The sequence below is a fragment of the Kribbella sp. NPDC051586 genome (assembly GCF_044453965.1).
In the GTDB taxonomy this organism is placed as follows: domain Bacteria; phylum Actinomycetota; class Actinomycetes; order Propionibacteriales; family Kribbellaceae; genus Kribbella.
Window position 1 is genome coordinate 1,272,594 of record NZ_JBITDF010000003.1, and the last position, 17,239, is coordinate 1,289,832.

General features: G+C 69.1%; 16 protein-coding genes and 1 pseudogene. 9 read left to right on the plus strand and 8 right to left on the minus strand.

From position 1 onward, the window contains the following. Window positions 1–7: 7 nt before the first annotated feature. Both ACIA58_RS24730 and ACIA58_RS24735 read right to left on the minus strand, forming a co-directional pair. A complete protein-coding gene (locus ACIA58_RS24730; RefSeq protein WP_396406119.1) occupies window positions 8–1,150 on the minus strand; it encodes a mandelate racemase/muconate lactonizing enzyme family protein in 1,143 nt (380 codons plus the stop codon). Between the two features lie 38 nt (window positions 1,151–1,188). Beyond that, entirely contained in the window at window positions 1,189–2,214 is a 1,026-nt protein-coding gene (locus tag ACIA58_RS24735; RefSeq protein ID WP_396406120.1) for a hydroxyacid dehydrogenase, read from the minus strand. A gap of 71 nt (window positions 2,215–2,285) precedes the next feature. Between ACIA58_RS24735 and ACIA58_RS24740 the strand changes: the two genes are divergently transcribed. The 3 genes from ACIA58_RS24740 to ACIA58_RS24750 all read left to right on the plus strand — a co-directional run bounded on the left by ACIA58_RS24740 (window position 2,286) and on the right by ACIA58_RS24750 (window position 5,059). Then, window positions 2,286–3,176: a LysR family transcriptional regulator gene (locus ACIA58_RS24740; RefSeq protein ID WP_396406121.1), complete on the plus strand. Its 891-nt coding sequence runs from the start codon at window positions 2,286–2,288 to the stop codon at window positions 3,174–3,176. 34 nt (window positions 3,177–3,210) lie between these two features. Further along, complete coding sequence (locus tag ACIA58_RS24745) at window positions 3,211–4,158, plus strand: SDR family NAD(P)-dependent oxidoreductase (protein WP_396406122.1); 948 nt, start codon at window positions 3,211–3,213, stop codon at window positions 4,156–4,158. 127 nt (window positions 4,159–4,285) lie between these two features. Next, the gene (locus tag ACIA58_RS24750; RefSeq protein ID WP_396406123.1) at window positions 4,286–5,059 is read left to right on the plus strand and encodes a putative protein N(5)-glutamine methyltransferase; all 774 of its coding nucleotides are present in this window, start codon (window positions 4,286–4,288) and stop codon (window positions 5,057–5,059) included. Here ACIA58_RS24750 and ACIA58_RS24755 read toward each other — a convergent pair. Continuing rightward, complete coding sequence (locus ACIA58_RS24755; protein WP_396406124.1) at window positions 5,044–6,996, minus strand: GTP-binding protein; 1,953 nt, start codon at window positions 6,994–6,996, stop codon at window positions 5,044–5,046. The two genes, ACIA58_RS24750 and ACIA58_RS24755, sit on opposite strands and share 16 nt — an antisense overlap. A gap of 138 nt (window positions 6,997–7,134) precedes the next feature. Beyond that, window positions 7,135–7,863: a UMP kinase gene (gene pyrH / locus ACIA58_RS24760; RefSeq protein WP_396406125.1), complete on the minus strand. Its 729-nt coding sequence runs from the start codon at window positions 7,861–7,863 to the stop codon at window positions 7,135–7,137. A gap of 123 nt (window positions 7,864–7,986) precedes the next feature. On the opposite strand from pyrH, the gene ACIA58_RS24765 reads away from it, so the two are divergent. From ACIA58_RS24765 to ACIA58_RS24775, 3 genes are all read left to right on the plus strand, one after another. After that, the gene (locus ACIA58_RS24765; RefSeq protein ID WP_396406126.1) at window positions 7,987–8,724 is read left to right on the plus strand and encodes a DinB family protein; all 738 of its coding nucleotides are present in this window, start codon (window positions 7,987–7,989) and stop codon (window positions 8,722–8,724) included. Window positions 8,725–8,773: 49 nt separating this feature from the next. Beyond that, the gene (locus tag ACIA58_RS24770; RefSeq protein ID WP_396406127.1) at window positions 8,774–9,358 is read left to right on the plus strand and encodes a VOC family protein; all 585 of its coding nucleotides are present in this window, start codon (window positions 8,774–8,776) and stop codon (window positions 9,356–9,358) included. 234 nt (window positions 9,359–9,592) lie between these two features. Beyond that, window positions 9,593–10,540, plus strand: coding sequence for a small ribosomal subunit Rsm22 family protein (locus ACIA58_RS24775; RefSeq protein ID WP_396406128.1), 948 nt, complete (start codon window positions 9,593–9,595; stop codon window positions 10,538–10,540). On the opposite strand, the gene ACIA58_RS24780 is transcribed toward ACIA58_RS24775, so the two are convergent. The 4 genes and pseudogenes from ACIA58_RS24780 to ACIA58_RS24795 form a co-directional block, all read right to left on the minus strand. Next, window positions 10,528–11,289: an SDR family NAD(P)-dependent oxidoreductase gene (locus ACIA58_RS24780; protein WP_396406129.1), complete on the minus strand. Its 762-nt coding sequence runs from the start codon at window positions 11,287–11,289 to the stop codon at window positions 10,528–10,530. The two genes, ACIA58_RS24775 and ACIA58_RS24780, sit on opposite strands and share 13 nt — an antisense overlap. An 86-nt stretch (window positions 11,290–11,375) precedes the next feature. Then, a complete protein-coding gene (locus ACIA58_RS24785) occupies window positions 11,376–12,194 on the minus strand; it encodes an AraC family transcriptional regulator N-terminal domain-containing protein (protein ID WP_396406130.1) in 819 nt (272 codons plus the stop codon). A 41-nt stretch (window positions 12,195–12,235) separates the two neighbouring features. Further along, window positions 12,236–12,511 (minus strand): annotated as a pseudogene (locus tag ACIA58_RS24790) (VOC family protein); the annotation flags it as partial. Window positions 12,512–12,553: 42 nt separating this feature from the next. Continuing rightward, window positions 12,554–13,489, minus strand: a complete 936-nt coding sequence (locus ACIA58_RS24795) for a helix-turn-helix domain-containing protein (protein WP_396406131.1) — start codon at window positions 13,487–13,489, stop codon at window positions 12,554–12,556. Window positions 13,490–13,560: 71 nt separating this feature from the next. On the opposite strand from ACIA58_RS24795, the gene ACIA58_RS24800 reads away from it, so the two are divergent. The 3 genes from ACIA58_RS24800 (at window position 13,561) to ACIA58_RS24810 (ending at window position 17,221) form a co-directional block, all read left to right on the plus strand. Next, window positions 13,561–14,547 carry an NAD(P)H-binding protein gene (locus tag ACIA58_RS24800; RefSeq protein ID WP_396406132.1) on the plus strand — a complete coding sequence of 329 codons (987 nt, stop codon included), beginning with the start codon at window positions 13,561–13,563 and terminating at the stop codon, window positions 14,545–14,547. 94 nt (window positions 14,548–14,641) lie between these two features. Continuing rightward, window positions 14,642–16,213, plus strand: a complete 1,572-nt coding sequence (locus ACIA58_RS24805) for a hypothetical protein (protein WP_396406133.1) — start codon at window positions 14,642–14,644, stop codon at window positions 16,211–16,213. A 30-nt stretch (window positions 16,214–16,243) separates the two neighbouring features. Next, window positions 16,244–17,221 (plus strand): endonuclease/exonuclease/phosphatase family protein, encoded by a 978-nt coding sequence (locus tag ACIA58_RS24810; protein ID WP_396406134.1) that lies wholly within the window; start codon window positions 16,244–16,246, stop codon window positions 17,219–17,221. Window positions 17,222–17,239: the final 18 nt, after the last annotated feature.

Consider the following 17,239-nt stretch of genomic DNA (forward strand, 5'->3'; position numbering starts at 1 on the left):
TCTCTCCTCACCGGTAGAGCAGGTCGATCGACTCGGCGCGGATGCGCTCCTCGTCGACCTGGATGCCCAGTCCAGGGGCGGTCGGGACCGTTGCGACGGCCTTGGTGATGCTCAGTCCTTCGACGTACAGATCGGTCAGCAACTCCGGCCCGTTGAGCTCGGCGGGCAACGCGAGCTCGAGCTGGCTGAACACGTGCAGCGCGGCCGCGAACGCGACTCCGCAGTCGGTCAGGCCGCTGGCGAGGATCTCGAGACCGCCGGCGAGCGCGGTCTGGGCGGTTTTCAGCGCGTTGCGCAGTCCGCCGGACTTGCAGACCTTGACCACGACCAGGTCGGCGGCGTCCAGGCGGATCGCCCGCGCCAGGTCCTGGGCCGAGAAGCTGCCCTCGTCGATCGCGATCGGCAGGTCGATCAGCTCCCGGAGCCGGGCCATGGCCAGCGTGTCGGTACTCGGCACCGGCTGCTCGATGCAATGGATCGTGTGGATGCCGGCCGTCCGGTCGCGCAGTTGCCGGAGCGCGCTGGGACGATAGGACTGGTTCGCGTCCAGCCACAGCGGCTTGCCGCCGGCCACCTCGGCGACGGTCTCGATGGCGGCGGTGTCCGCGTCCAGGTCCCCGCCGATCTTGACCTTGTACGCCGCATAGTCCGACGACTGGAGGGCGTGTTCGCGGACCGTGTCCTGGTCGCCGACCCCGATCGCCGAGCAGAGCGGGATCTCGTCGTGGATCTTGCCGCCCAGCAGCGCGTGCACCGGTACGCCGGCCAGCTTGCCGGCCGCGTCGTGCATCGCGACGTCGATGGCCGCGCGGGCGAACGGGAAGCCGTTCGACACCGCGGGACTGAGCCGCTTGGCGGCGCGTTGGTGGAACAACTCGACGTCGAACGGCGTCAGCTCGAGCAGGATCGGCGCGAGGTGGCGCCGGATCACGACCGCCATCGTCTCGGCGGTCTCGTAGCTCCAGCTGGGCAGTGCGCGTTGCTCGCCCCAGCCGACGATGCCGTCCTCGGTGGTGAGCTTCACGAAGATGACCGCGCCGGCCTGGTCGGGGGCGGCGTCGGGGGAGCCGACAGCCCCGCTGCCGAGGACGAACCGGCGCGCGAACGGCACCGCGACCGGGAAGACCTCGACCTGGGTGATGCGTGACATGGAGGGCATGGAGGGCATGGAGGGCATGGCCGTTCCTCTCAGGCAGCGATCGACCACGAGGCGGGATCGACGAAGCTGGGGCCGCGGGTGCCGTCGTCGAGCCACTGGAGCGCGTCCTTGAGGACGTAGCCCGCCAGCGCGAGATGCCCTTCGGCGGTGTCGCCTGCGACATGCGGAGTGAGCAGCAGGTTGGACGCCTCGAGTGTCTTGGCGTCGAACTTCGGCGGCTCGGGGTCGTACACGTCGAGCGCGGCGTAGATCCGGCCGTCGAGCGCGTGCTCCAGCAGCGCGTCCTGGTCGATCGCCGGACCGCGCGAGGAGTTCACCACGACCGCGCCGTCCGGCAGGTTCTCGATCAGTGGGCGTGTGATCATGCCCTTCGTCTCGGGCACGTTCGGGACATGGATGCTGAGGAACGGCCCGCTCGCGGCGTCCTCGAGCGTGGCGGGACGGACGCCGAGCTGTTCGGCCCGGTCGGCGGTCAGGTACGGGTCGTAGACGGCGAGATCGCAGCCGAACGGCTTGAGCAGGGTGATCAACGCTCGCGCCGTACTGCTCGCGCCGATGATTCCGACCTTTGCGCCGGCGAGTTCATGACCGCGGTACTCCGTCTGCTTCCACCCGCCCGCGCGGACGGCGCCGTCGAACCGGGGCAGCCGCCGCGCCAGGGTGAGCATCGACGCCAGGCAGTACTCGCCGACCGACCAAGCGATCCGCGGACCCGCCGAGAACACTCCGACGCCCTGGTCGAGGATGACTGGGTCGATCAGGTTCTTGACCGTGCCGGCCGCGTGGGCAACCACCTGCGGGCCCTTGCCGTCGGACCACACCTCCTTGCCGAGGTGCGGCGTACCCCAGCTGGTGAGAAGGACGTCGGCGCCTTCGACCAGCTCGGGTACGGCCGCGGGGTCGAGCGCGGGCGGCTTCGCGGCGGATCCGGGGCCGGCGGTGTGCTCCGCGGTTGCCCAGACCACCTCGAACCGGTCCTCGAGCAGCCGGCGGGTGTCCGCGTCGACGACGTCGGCGGCACGTTCGGGCGAGAAGAGGGCAGCGAGTTTCGGCATGGCACCGACGGTAAGCGCATTCCGTTATGCAGGTCCAAGCCCATTTCTGTATGAACCGATACCGTGTGGGCATGGATCTGTCTCTGCAGCAGCTCCGCGGGTTCGTCGCGGTCGCCGAGGAACTCCACTACGGCCGCGCCGCCCAGCGCCTGAACCTGACGCAGCCGCCGTTGACCCGCCAGATCCAGGGCCTCGAACGCACGCTCGATGTCCGGCTGTTCGACCGCACCGGCCGCGGCGTCCGGCTGACGGCAGCCGGTGACGTGTTCCTCGAGCACGCCCGCCGCGTACTCGCTCTGCTCGAAGTGGCTCCGGAAGCGACCCGCCGTGCGGCCGACGGGACGACCGGGACGCTGCGGCTCGCGTTCACGGCGATCGGTGCGTACGCCGTACTCGCGGACTTCCTGACCATGGTCGGCAAACGCACGCCGGGGGTCACCGCCGAGCTGACCGAGCTGGTCAGTCCGGCGCAGTTCGAGGCGCTGGCGAACCTGGAGATCGATCTCGGGCTGGTGCGACCGCCGATCCCGGCGCAGTTCGAGTCGATGCTGGTGCACTCCGAGGACCTCGTGCTCGCGGTACCGGCATCGCATCCGCTCGCTGAGGGGGACGGGCCGGTTTCGCTGGTGGATGCGACCGATGACTACATCGGCTACAGCCCGGAGGGTTCGCAGTACCTGCATGACATCTGCGCGGCGATGATCGGGATGGACCGGTACGCCGTGAGCCAGCTGGCCTCGCAGGTCCCGACGATGCTGGCCCTGGTGCGGGCCGGCCTGGGATGCGCGTTGATCCCGCGCTCGATCAAGGCGATGGGTGTGGAAGGCGTGCGGTACCGCGAGCTGGATGCGGCTGATGCGCACTCGGTGACGCTGCACGCGTGCTGGAGCCCCGACAATCCGAACCCGGCCCTGCAGCGGTTGGCGGAAGCGATGCGGCAGGATCCGCATCTCGGGGCTTGACTTTGAGCGCACTCGAATTCGTAGGCTGCTGATCATGGGTGAACAGCACAAGATCGGCTCGGGGTTCGGGCACGACAGCACCGCGGACGAGGTTCTCGCCGGGATCGACCTGACCGGCAAGCTCGCGATCGTCACCGGTGGATATTCCGGTCTCGGCCTGGAGACCACGAAGGCGCTCACACGGGCGGGTGCGCGGGTCGTCGTACCGGCCCGGCGACCGGACGCGGCGCGGGAGGCGCTGGCCGGTGTCGACGGTGTCGAGATCGATGAGCTGGACCTCGGTGACCTGGACAGCGTGAAGGCGTTCGCGGACCGGTTCCTGGCATCGGGCCGGCCGGTGGACATCATGATCGACAACGCGGCGATCATGGCCTCGCCGGAGACCAGGGTCGGCCCGGGCTGGGAGGCGCAGTTCGCGACCAACCATCTGGGGCACTTCGCGCTCGTGAACCGGCTGTGGCCGGCACTCGCCGCCGACGGCGGCGCTCGGGTCGTGTCGGTGTCGTCGACCGGGCACCGGCGCTCGGACATCCGGTGGGACGACCTGGAGTTCCGGCAGGGGTACGAGAAGTGGCAGGCGTACGGGCAGGCGAAGACGGCCAACGTGCTGTTCGCCGTCCAGCTCGATGCCCTCGGCAAGGATTCCGGCGTACGGGCGTTCGCGTTGCACCCCGGCGGCATCATGACGCCGCTCCAGCGGCACCTGACCCGCGACGAGATGGCCGGCTACGGCTGGCTCGACGAGGACGGCAACCCCGTCGCCGGCTTCAAGACGCCGGAGCAGGGCGCCGCGACCCAGGTGTGGGCCGCGACCTCACCGCAGCTCGACGGTCTCGGTGGCGTGTTCTGCGAGGACTGTGAGATCGCCGAGGTGTCGACGGACGACGCTCCCGGCGTCCGCCCGTACGCGATCGACCCGGCGTCGGCCGCGCGGTTGTGGACGGTCTCGGCGGAGCTCACCGGCGTGAACGCGTTCGGGTAGGCTACGTTCGTCACGTACGACGGACCGGAGGAGGTGGGACCGATTACCCAGGCAGGTTGGTCGCTCCCGCCTCGAGTGGTCAGCATCTGGTGCTGACCGCGGGAGCCTCGTAGTTCGAAGGGGTTCTGTGTCTGTTTCTCTTTCTGTTGTCGAGCGGCTGCGCGCGTCCGGTTCGGTGTTCGCCGAGGACGAGGCGGCGCTGATCGCCGAGTCCGCCCGTGACGAGGCCGAGCTGGCGGCCATGGTCGACCAGCGGGTCGCCGGGCTGCCCTTGGAGTACGTCGTCGGGTGGGCGTCGTTCCGCGGGTTGCGGATCGCTGTCGATCCCGGGGTGTTCATTCCACGTCGCCGGACGGAGTTCCTGGTGGCGGAGGCGTTGCGGGTCACCGTTGCGGTGTCGGTCGTGGTGGACCTCGGCTGCGGGTCGGGCGCGCTCGGTGCGGCGGTCGCGGCCGAGCGCGAGGTGTCGTTGTACGCCGCGGACATCGAGCTGGCTGCGGTTCGGTGTGCGCGGCGCAATCTCGTCCCGTGGCGTGGGACGGTTTACCAGGGTGACCTGTTCGCGGCGCTGCCGGAGCGGTTGCGCGGGCAGGTCGACGTGCTGCTGGCCAACGTTCCGTACGTGCCGACGAACGAGATCCGGTTGCTGCCGCCCGAGGCCCGGCTGTACGAACCGCACGTCACACTGGACGGCGGTCCGGACGGCCTGGCGACGTTGCGCCGGGTAGCTGCCGGTGCCATGGACTGGTTGGCGCCCGGCGGGCATTTCTTCGTCGAGATGAGCGAGCACCAGGCTCCGCTCGCCCGGGCGGTGATGGTCGAGCACGGTCTGGCCGCCGAGATCGTCGTGGACGACGATCTCGGCGCGACCGTTGTGCACGGCACCTATACCCGACGCTGAATGTGCAGGAGGTACTCGCGGCGGTTGAGCGGGTCGTGGTCGGTGCGGGGGCGTTCCGGGATCGGGCCGGTGACGGGCTGGTAGCGCTCGAACGCCGACTCCAGGACGCCCTCGCCGCGGGTGAGGGCGGGGAGTTGCTGCTCGAGTTCGTACACGGCGGCCGCGGGGATTTCTCCTTCCAGGGTTGAGGTTTCCGCGGCCAGGGCCGGGACTTGCGGGATCGCCCGGAGCCGGGCAAGAGCCGCGAGTACGGCGCGCGTGGTGTCGGTCGGGATCTCCAGCTGGAAGTGGTGCATCGGCTCGTGCACCGTCGTACCGGCCTGCTGGAGGGCCGTCATCAGGACGAGCGGGGTGAGGTTGCGGAAGTCGCCGGCCGTGCTGGACATGCTCTTGTCGAACACGGCATGCGCGTGGCTCTGGCGAGCGGAGTACCCCGAGTGCGTCATCACGACGTGCGCATCGGGGATCTGCCAGCCGTGGACGCCCTGGTGCAGCGTTTCGCGGACGGTCTCCTCGACAGCCTTGATGAACGCGTACGGCATCGAGCCGAGCTCGACCTCCAGTACGAAACTCACACCGGCGTTGACCGGTGCGGGCTCGACGCGCAGGCCGATGGTGGCGAGGAAGGGGTTCAGGTCCTTCTTCTTGAACTCGACCGCCGCGCCCGCGCCGACGAGCCGCTCGACGCAGATCGTGGTCGTCTCGCGGAAGTCGACCTCGATCCCGAACTCGGTCGCCAGCGTCGTCTCGATGACCTCCTTCTGCACCTCGCCGTACAGCGACACGTAGGTCTCCTGGCGCAGATCGTCCTGGCGCAGGTTGATCAACGGGTCCTGCTCGGCCAGCTGGGTCAGCGCGACGCGCAGGTTGCCCTTGTCGGACGGCTTGCGTGCGGAGATGACCGTCTCGAGGGTGGGCGGCGCGAAGTACGCCGTCCTCGCTCGCGGCTCGGGGTCGTCGGTCGCCGCGATGCGATCTCCGATCTGGACGTCCGCCAGGCCCCAGAACTTGCCGATCCGGCCTGCGTGTACGGCGTTCGACGGGCCTTCACCGATGACGTGCAGTGCGGTGATCTTCGCGTCGCCGGCGCCGAAGCGGATCCGGTCGCGGACGTGCGCCGTACCGTCGAGGAGCCGGACGAAGGCGATCTTCTCGCCGGCCGGTCCGCGCTCGACCTTGAAGACCGTGCCGTCGAGCGGGCCGTCAGTGGTGCTCGCGCGGGGGAGCAGTTCACGGATGCCGTCGGAGAGGGCTTCCGTGCCGGCGCCGGTGATCGCCGACCCGAAGTACACGGGGTGAACCCGCGCCTGGTGGGTCTGGGTCTCGAGGGCGTCGTGCAACGAGAGTGGTTCGTTGTCGACGTACCGCTGGAGCAGGTTGTCGTCGTTCCTGGTGAGAACCTCCAGAAGGGTGTCCTCCTGGACGATCGGCTTGAACGTCGCCTCGGGCGTACCGAGGTGGATCGCTTCGCCCATCGGGACGATCGCCGGAGTCAGCTTCGTGGCGATCTGGTGCAGCACACCGTCGTACTGCGCTCCCGGTCGATCGAGCTTGTTGACGAAGATCAGGGTGGGGATGTGCAGGCGCTGGAGGGTCCGCATCAGGACGCGGGTCTGCGCCTGGACGCCCTCGACGGCCGAGATCACCAGGACCGCGCCGTCGAGCACGCTCAGCGCACGCTCCACCTCGGCGATGAAGTCCGGGTGGCCCGGGGTGTCGATCAGGTTGACCGTCAGGTCGCCGATCGCGAACGAGACGACCGCGGACTTGATCGTGATCCCGCGCCGGCGTTCCAGTGCGAGCGAGTCGGTCTGGGTGTTCCCGTCGTCGACGCTACCGACCTCGTCGATGACTCCGGCGGTGTGGAGCAGCCGCTCGGTCAGGCTGGTCTTCCCGGCGTCAACATGCGCCAGAATTCCAAGATTCAGTACTTCCACGCAGCTTCATGTCCTTTGAACAGGTGACAGTCCGATCAGCAACAGACATGAAGCGAGATCGCATGACGGACTCCTTTACTGGACACCTGCTCGTACTCCGTCGAGTACACCAACACCCGGCAACCCGGGACAAACTATTTAGCCTCCTGCTACATCCTCCCCATTGATGACGGTGCCGACGCGGGTGCCGTTGACGATCGCGGAGGCGGCGCCGGTTCGGTCGATGTCGAAGACGTGGAGGGGGAGGTGGTGGTCGCGGGCGAGGATGAAGGCGGTCTGGTCCATCACTCCGAGGCCTCGGTCGATCACCTCCGAGTAGGTGAGGTGATCGAAGCGCCGGGCGTCGGCATGCTTGTTCGGGTCGGCGTCGTACACGCCGTCGGTGCCGTTCTTCGCGACCAGCAGCGCGTCCGCCTCCAGCTCGACCGCGCGTTGCACCGACGGGTAGTCGGTGGTGGTGAACGGCTGCCCGTTGCCGCAGGCAAGGAGGACGATCTGGCCCTTCTCCAGGTGCCGGAGCGCCCGGAGCCGGATGTACGGCTCGGCCAGGTTGTTGATCGGGATCGCGGTCATCAGCCGTACTCCGTGGGCCCCGAGCGCGGCCAGCCGGCCGCGCAGCAGGACCGCGTTGATGACGGTGCCGAGCATGCCGATGTTGTCGGCCTCGACCCGGTCGATGCCCCAGTCGTCGGCCCGGTTGCCGCGGAACACGTTCCCGCCGCCGACCACGACGGCCACCTGTACGCCGGTGGCGCGCAGCGCGATCACCTCGTTCGCGAGGTGGGTGAGCCGGTCACTGCTGAAGCCGAACTCGGCCGGGCCGGCGATGGCCTGCCCGGAGAGCTTGAGGACGAGCCTGCGGTACATGCCGCTCCGTTCGATCAGAAGGCGGGGGCGGCCGCCGTGCCAACGGCCGCCAGCAGGTCTATCACGGACGCGGTCACTCCAGACGTCTTGTCGTCCCGGTCGGGCTCGCGGCAAGGTGGTCGGGTGGCTGACTTCAAGGAGCAGGACCTGAGCGGGGCGCGGTTCGAGGACGTGCGGCTGCGGGACGCGGTCTTCGACAACGTCGACCTGACCGGCGTGACGATCCGCGGGGCGCGCGTGGTCGACGTGTCGATCGACGGCGATATCGACAACCTGCGGGTGTGGGGCATCGACGTCGTACCGCTGATCGACGCCGAGCTGAACCGGCTGTACCCCGATCGCGTGAAGATGAGCCCGGCCGACGCGGACGGTTACCGCGAGGCGTGGGCGCTGCTCGAGCAGCTGTGGGCCGAGACCGTGGAGCGCGCCCGGGCGATGCCGGAGGAGCTGCTGCACGAGTCCGTAGACGGCGAGTGGTCGTTCATCGAGACGCAGCGCCACCTCGTCTTCGCGACGGATGCCTGGGTACGCCGTGCGCTCCTGGGCGATCCTGCCCCGTGGGACCCGCTCGACCTGCCCCACGACGAGATGGCCGACACACCAGCCGTTCCGCGCGACCGCGCCGTACGGCCGTCGCTCGACGAGGTGCTGGTGTTGCGGGCGGATCGGATGCGGACCGTGCGGGAGGTCATCGCGGGGTTGACCGATGAGCGGCTGAGCGAAAAGACAGTGCCGGTGACGGAGCCCGGCTACCCGGAGTCGGAGAGTTTCGAGGTCAGCCGGTGTCTCGGTTGCATCCTGAGCGAGGAGTGGCACCACCGGATGTACGCCGAGCGCGACCTCGCCGTACTGCGTGGGTGAAGAACTGTCGGGACGATGTTCTAGCCTCGTCCGGGATCGGAGGTTCGACATGGTGCTCGCGGACTGGCGGAAGCTGGCTCAGGCGCTGCAGACGAGGTTCGTGACGGCGTCGTTGGCCGAAGGAGCCCGGTTCGTGCAGGCCGTCGGCGAGGCGTGCTCGTCCGACGAGTCCGTGCCGGAGTTGCGGCTCGGCGGGACGTTCGTGGATGTCTCCGTCCGGGACGAAGGCGTGGCGCAGCAGATCAGCACGATCGCGGCCGACCACGGTTTGACCGCCGATCCGACGGCCGTGGCGCAGCTCGAGATCGCGCTGGACACCGACGATCTGCCCGCGATCGGTCCCTTCTGGGCGGCGGTGCTCACCGGGACCACGGACTCCTTCAAGGGCAACGACATCTTCGACCCGACGGGCCGCGTCGCGAATCTGTGGTTCCAGGGGACGTCTCCGCATGCGACCCCGCGGCAGCGGTTCCACCTGGACCTCTGGCTTCCGGCCGAGGTCATCCCGGCGCGGATCGAGGCCGGGCTCGCGGCGGGCGGCAAGGTTGTGTACGACGACGAGGCGCCGGCGTTCATCGTGCTGGCGGACCCGCAGGGCAACAAGGTCTGCCTCTGCACGTCGGAGGGCCGGTAAATAGGCCGCGCGACCGACAACTGCTCTGCTACGGTCGCCCCAACTCGAGGAGGTGCGTGATGGCTTGCATGGTTATCCGGTTCCGCGCCGATCCCTCCTCTTTGGCTGTCCGCTGATACCTGTGTGCTGACGGCTTCCCGGTCCGGTTGGTGCGTCGCGGCGTCTGGCCGCGGATCGCGTGCGCGCTGAGTTCACCCGGCGCGTACTCCGTGCCGACCGAACCGGAGCTTCCGCATGTCCTCCGTGGACACCCAACTTCATGCTGCCCTCGCACGCGCTCTCGACAGCGTCCCGCACCACGAACTGCGCAGCCGGGTCACCGCGCTGTCGTTGCGCTACCGCGCCGAGCAGGTCGACGACTCTGCTCCCGGGATGCGCGACGACCTCGACGCCCTCGCGTACGCCGTCATCCGCATGCCGGCGACCTTCCGGGCGCTGTACGCCGCGCTGTCGGCGGCTCAGCGTCATATCGACGCGTCGTTCACCAGTCACCTCGACCTCGGCGGCGGAACAGGCGCGGCCGCCTGGGCCGCCGCGTCCCTGTGGCCGACCATCACCACCGAGATCATCGAACGCCAACCGGCCGCGATCCGGCTCGGCAGACAGCTTGCCGCAGGCAACAGCTGGCGCTGGACCGTGGCCGACCTCCGCCACTGGAGCCGGCCCGGGCCAGTTGACCTCATCACGATCGGTTCTGTGCTGAACGAGCTGACCGACCACCTCCGCCACGCCTTGATCCGGGCCGCGGCACGAACCGCGAGCACGATCGTCCTCGTCGAACCCGGCACGCCCCGCGGCCATCGCCGTACCCTCCAAGCGCGTGACGAGCTGATCGAGCACGGGTTCACGATCGCCGCTCCCTGCCCGCACCAACGCGGCTGTCCGACCGACTGGTGCCACTTCGCCGCACGTCTCCCGCGCACCGAACTGCACCGCGTCCTGAAGGACGGCACGCGCAACTACGAGGAAGAGAGGTTCAGCTACCTCGTCGCCACGCGCCGACCGGTCAGGCCTGCGCCGGCGCGGGTGATCCGCCGACCGGGCAGGCCGAAGGGCCAAGTCGTCCTCGACCTCTGTACGTCGGCCGGCACCGCTCAACAGTTGGTGGTGCCGAAGTCGTCAGGGGCGTACCGCGCTGCCCGCAACACGACATGGGGCGACGCCTGGGATCAGAGGTCGTAGCCGCCCGAAGCCTCCACCGTTTGGGCGGTGATCCAGCCCGAGTCGGGCGAGCCGAGGAACGCGATGACCTTGCCGAGGTCGCCGGACTCACCGATCCGGCCGAGGGCGGTCCGCTCGGCGATCGGAAGGATCAGCTCGGGGTGCTGCGCGAACGCGTCGTCCCCGAGGCGGGTCCGGGTCACGCCGGGAGCGACGGCGTTGACCCGGATCCCGCGGGCGCTCAGCTCCTTGGCGAGGTATCGGGTGAGCACGATCTGCGCGCCCTTCACGCTCGCGTAGACGGAGTAGCCGGGCGACGGTCGAGCCGACGGGAGCGCGGAGGTGCTGGTCGTGTAGACGATCGAACCGTTGTCGGCGATCAACGGCAGGAGCGTCTGGGTGAGGAAGTACGGGCCTTTGAGGTGGACGTTGAGCATCTGGTCGAACAGGTCCTCGGTCGTGTCCTCGAACATCACCGGATGCTGCCCGACGCCGGCGTTGCTGACCAGGAAGTCGAACGACCTCCGGTCCCATTGCTCGAGTACGCCGGTCAGCGCGGCCCTGAACTCGGCGAACGTCTCCGGGCGCGAGACATCCAGCGGCAGCGCGGCCGCCGTACCGCCGTCCTTCTCGATCCGCTCGACCGTCTCCAGGCCGCGTTCGCGGCTGCCGCGGTAGGTGACGACGACCGCCGTACCGCGCTTGGCGAGTTCGAAGGCCGCGCCCTGGCCGATGCCGGAACTTCCGCCGGTGATCACAGCTACTTGCATAATCGTGCACAACTCCTACTGAGTGGGAAGCAGGTACCTCTCCAGTAGACGTGTAATTGCAGGAGGAGGGTTAGATCGATCCTCGCCTACACTTGCACGATCCTGCCGCCATCGCGGCTCGGCGGTATGCCGAACTCGCGACGGTACTCGCGGCTGAACTGCGACGGGCTGTCGTACCCCACGGCGTACCCGGCGCTCGTCACGTCTTCGCCAAGGCCGACCACGCGGAGCCGGGCTTCGTGCAGCCGGATCTTCTTCTGGAACTGGATCGGCGTGAGCTCGGTGACGACGCGGAAGTGGCGGTGGAAGGCCGACGTGCTCATGCCGGCCATCGCGGCCAGGTCCTCGATCCGGAACGGCTCGGTGTAGTGGTTGCGGATCCAGCTGATGACGCGGGCGACGTGCGACAGGCTGCTGTCCGCGAGGCCGATCTCGCGCACCGCGGCGCCTTGGGGGCTGCGCAGGAGCCGCCAGAGGATCTCGCGCTGGACGAGTGGGGCGAGTACGCGTGCGTCGTCGGGCTGGTGCACGAGCCGGAGCAGGCGGATCATCGCGTCGACCAGCTCGGCCGATGCGTGGTCGACGCTGAGTCCCCGGACCGGCCCGCCGGGCTTGTCGGTCGCGTCGAGGAGCAGCGAGGCGATCAGGTCCGGTCGGAGCTCGAGCCCTACGCCGAGGCACGGTTCAGCCTTGGACGCTTCGACGAAGTGCCCGGTCACCGGCAGGTCCACCGACACGATCACGTAGTCGCCGGCGCCGTACTCGAACACCTGCTGCCCGAGCGCCAGCCGCTTCCGGCCCTGCGCCACCAACGCGAACGTAGGCGAGGCCAAGCCGGCCGACGGCAGGGTAGGCGCCTCGACAACCGACAGTAGCAACCCGTCGATGGCCCCCTCGAAACCCACAGCCCCGAGGATCAACCGCCGCAACTCCGCCAATGCCACGGCTACACAGCACCCACCAGAAGACAGAACGGGTGCCCCGCCGGGTCAGCCATGACATACAGCGGCTCATCCTCGTCCGAGCCGCGGTCGTGCAACAGCCGGGCACCAAGCTCCTCGGCCCGGGCCCGATGCCGCTCCAGGTCGTCAACCGACGGTACGGCGTAGTCGATGTGCAACTGCATCGGCACCTCGGCCGACGGCCACGTCGACGGCGTCAACTCGTCGACCTGCTGAATCGCCAACTGGCGCTTCCCGTCCTCGTCGACAAGCAACAACCAGCCGGGATCATCCGCCGCGGATAGCTCGCCATGCCGATCACTTTACGGGGTGCGGAAGGAGGCTCTGTAGGTGTTCGGGGGGATGCCTACTACTCGTTTGAACTGGCGGCGGAGGGTTGTCGCGGTGCCGAGGCCAGTGGCAGTGGCGACCGATTCGATGCTGTTGTCGGTGGCTTCGAGCAACTGCTGGGCCCGGCGGACCCGTTGGGTCAGGAGCCACTGAAGTGGTGTCTGGCCGGTGACCGCGCGGAACTGCCGGCCGAGGTGGCGAGTGCTGGTGTTGGCACGCCGGGCGAGGTCCGTGACGGTCAGCGGCTGGTCCAACCGCTCCTCGACCCATGCCAGGAGCTCCGCAAGGGTGTGATCGCCGCTGACCGGCATCGGCGTCGCCACGAACTGGGCCTGTCCACCGGCCCGATGCGGCGGTACGACCAGCCGCCGGGCGACGGTGTTCGCGACCGTCGCGCCGTGATCAAGGTGGACGAGGTGCAGACACAGGTCGACCGCGGCCGCCTTGCCGGCCGCGGTCAGGATGTTGCCGTTGTCGGTGTAGAGCACGTCGGGATCGACGACGGCCTGTGGATAGCGCGCACTCAATGCCGCCGCGTGGGCCCAGTGAGTGGTGGCCCGGCGCCGGTCGAGCAACCCGGCCGCACCCAGCACGAATGCGCCGGTGCACAACGACGCGATCCTCGCCCCGGACTCGTAGGCGGCGCGCACGGCGGACACCAGTTCGGTCGGCGGCGGCTCGTCGACGTCCACCAGCGCGGGGACGATGACGGTGTCAGCCCGAGCGAGCCACTCAAGCCCGTCGTCCGGTTCGACCGTGAATGGTCCGACCCGGACCGATGCCGGCCCGCACAGGCGTACGTCGTACCACTCGTCGGCCCCGAGCGGCGGGTTGCCGAAGATCTCGTACGCGATCCCGAGCTCGAAGTGCAGCAAATGCCCGGCGGTCGCCAGCGCGACAGTGTGCATGTCCGAAAGTGTACGAACAGTGTCGTTCCGGACTCTCACCGACCTGCCTCCGGTACGGCGAGACTCGACGTATGAACGCTGTCGTTGTCTATGGAGCAACCGGCCACACCGGCCGATTCGTCGTCGAGGAACTGCTGCGCCAGGATCTCCAGCCGGTGGTATCCGGCCGCAACCAGGCCGCACTCGAATCCGCCTGGCCCGCCCTCGAGATCCGTCCGGCCGCGGTCGACGACCCCCGCGCCCTGGACCAGGCGCTCAAGAACGCCGCCGCGATCATCAACTGCGCCGGTCCGTTCGCCGCGACCGCGGATCCGATGATCGACGCGGCCGGCAAGGCCGGGATCCCGTACGTCGACGTCGCGGCGGAGATCGAGGCCAACGTGTCGACGTACGCCAGGCACAGCGCTACGCCGGTCGTGCCGGCGATGGCGTTCTACGGCGGCCTCGGTGATCTGTTGGCGACCGCAGCGCTGGGGGAGCGGACCACGGCCGACGAGGTGCACGTCGCGTACGGGCTGACCAGCTGGCACCCGACGCCGGGCACCCGCGCCGCCGGGCAGGTCTCGCACGACCGCCGCAACGGGCGCAGGCTGCGCTTCGCCGACGGCGCCTTGCAGTACCACGACGACAAGCCGGCCCTGGAGGATTGGGCCTTCCCGGAGCCGCTCGGTCGACGGCGGGTGATCCCGGAGTTCACGATGGCCGATGTCGTCACGATCCCGAGCCACCTCGCCGTACCCGAGGTTCGGACGTACATGACGGTCGAGGCCGCCGGCGATCTGGCCAATTCGGACACCCCGGCGCCGATGGCCGTCGACGAGCTCGGCCGCTCCGACCAGGCCTTCGTCGTCGACGTCCGGATCCGGATCGGCGGCGAGGAGCGCCGGGCGACGGCCCGCGGGCAGGACATCTACGCGATCTCCGCGCCGCTCGCGGTCGGCGCCGTACGGCGGATCCTGGCCGGCGAGACGCGCTCGACCGGCGTGGCATCGGCGGGGGCGATGTTCGACGCCGTCGAGTTCCTCAACGATTTACCACTGACGCTCGACCTGCCGTAAATCGATTCCCTGCGGGAGAATGTTGGTCCCCTGCTGATCGCCCATCACCAGCCGGAGGCCGCCCGCCATGCCCGTTACGCCCGATGTGCCCGATGTGCCCGACATCCGCCCGACCCGCCGTGACGTCCTCCGCCTGACCACCGCCGGTGCGATCGCGGCGACGGGACTCACTGGGCTCCCGGCGTACGCCGACGGGATCGACTACACCGCCCGCCGGACGTTCGACGACTGGGACCGGCTCTTCCAGCAGGGCGGCCCGGGCCAGCCGGACCAGCCGAACGACAACACCAACCGCGACGGCCGCTCCGGGATGCTCGCGTGGAGCCAGTCGTACGTGCTGCTCGGCCTGGTCCGGATGTACGAGAAGTACCGCGACACGCACTACCTCGACCGGCTGATCGACAACATCGACCAGGTGCTGTCGGTCCGCGACAGCGAGCGTGGCGTCACGGACTATCGCGGCCTGTCGCTGCCCGCATGGCGCGCGGACCACCCGTACACCACCGGGTACGCGACCCTTGCCGACAGCAACGGCCAGCCGCTGCTCGACCTCCGGGAAGCTCTCCCGTACGCCGAGGACACCACGATCACCGTCACCGCCGGGACCCGCGGCGACACGTTCTCGGTCCAGCTCGTGAACACCTTCGTCAACCGCACAGTCTCGCTCACCGATCTCTCGCTCGACCCGGCGAGCCCCGACTACGCGGTCAGCCGGATCTACGCGGCGGCTCCAGGACCGCTGCAGCTGACGGCGATCGATCGCCGGCCGACGCCGCGCGCGGGCGACCTGCCCCAGCTCGGCTCGTACCAGATGCACTGCAAGCCGGTGATCTTCGCGGTCCACACCGGCATGATCACGTACCCGATCGCCAGCTTCGCCCGGATCGTCCTCAGCTCGCCGGTCCTGCGCCGGCGCTACCTGCGGAAGGCGGTCGAGTACCTCATCGCCTGCCGCGAGGCGGTCGCGGTCCACGACTGGGAGTACCGCGACGGCGGATATCTGATCTGGCCGAAGGGTCAGCCGCTCGCCTACGACGGGTGCGAGCAGCCGATCAACCAGTCGGTCGGCCTCGGTCAGACCCTGGTCGAGCTCGCGCTGGCGACCGGCGACCGTGAGTACCGGCGGAAGGTCGCCGCGATGGGCCGCATGCTCGCGGGTCAGCTCACGGTTGACGCGGGCGACGCCTACCTCTGGCACTACTGGCCGTCCGGCGGCCATATCTACGACGGGTTCGTGAAGACCGGCGACCCCGCGACCGATCTGTCGATCTTCACGCCGTCGGGAGGGCCCGCCCGCCAGTTCGAGGACATCAGCCACGGTGCGATCGACGTCGAGTTCGCCGTCCGGGCGTTCCGTGCGCGGCTGGCGTTCACGGGCCAGGACATGGCGCGGATCGCGCGGACGTTCACCCAGAACGTTGCGGCCACGGACGCCGACGGGCTGCCCGCCATCCACACCACGGTCGCCGGCACGACGCTCGGCGCGGCTTCGGTAGCGCAGCAGGCACCACGCTGGATGCAGGCGAACGCCTGGGACCCGCAGGTCCACGCCCACTGCCTCGCCCTCTACAACCGCTACCAGCCGACCCCGGAACGCGACGGTCAGCAGGCCATCGGCTTCGGGTGGCTCCTCGCCAACGTGGCGTACCTGAACTGGGCCCGGTAATTCTCAGGTGACGTGACATAGCCTGGAAGCGTGGAGGGGACCGAGGTTGGGGTGGGGGGTGCTCCGTCCCGGACGGGGCGCGTTGCCGCAGTTGTGATCGCCGGGTTGTTGCCGTGGGCATGGTTCTTGCTGCGGGACAGACTCGGCTTGGTCACGGACGTGCTCGCGATCCTGCTGCCGATGCTGGCGCTGATCGTTGCCCTGGTGGTCGGTGTGCTCGGGCGGCGGCGCCCTGGAGCCGTGGCGTTCGCGGTGTCGACGTTGCTCGTCGGGATCGTCGGCACGGTCGGGCCGTGGATCCCGCACGGGTCCGGGACGGTCGACCCGAGTCGCGCCGTACGGTTCGCCGCGGCGAACATCGGCGCCGGGGAGCTCGAGGGTGCGGACGAGCTGATCGCGCAGAAGGCCGACGTACTCGTGATCTCCGAGATCGGGCAGCCACTGACCGAGCGGCTGTCCGAGGAGTACCCGGAGCACGTCGCGTACTGGAACGGCCCGTCGGTCGGGGTCTTCAGTCGCTGGCCGATGACGGTGCTCGAACCGCCCGGGCCGGATCTTCCGGGGTACATGCTCCGCGTCCATGCGCCGTCGGGTGACTTCGACCTGCTCGCCGTCCACGTGCCGAAGCCGTGGTACAGCTCCGGCGGTTCGTCGTACAACACGCCCGCGAACACCATTCCGTACCAAACGACCGTCGCCAACCATCACCGGCTGATCGAGCAGCTCGCGCTGCGTGCGAGACGGGACGACCACCCGGTCGTGATCGCCGGCGACCTCAACACGACGGACCGAGGCCGCGACTACCGGGTACTGGCCGATCCGCTCCACGACGCGATGCTGAACGGCTGGGGCCGCCCGTCGCAGATCGGCCGGTGGGCCGCCCTGTTCGTCCGGATCGACCATCTGTTCCTGAAGCCGGGCTGGTGCTCGGACGACACCGCCTGGTACACGGTGCCGGCGTCAGACCACCACGGTCTCGTCGCAACGATCGGCCCCTGCAAGACATGACCGAACTCGAACAACTTG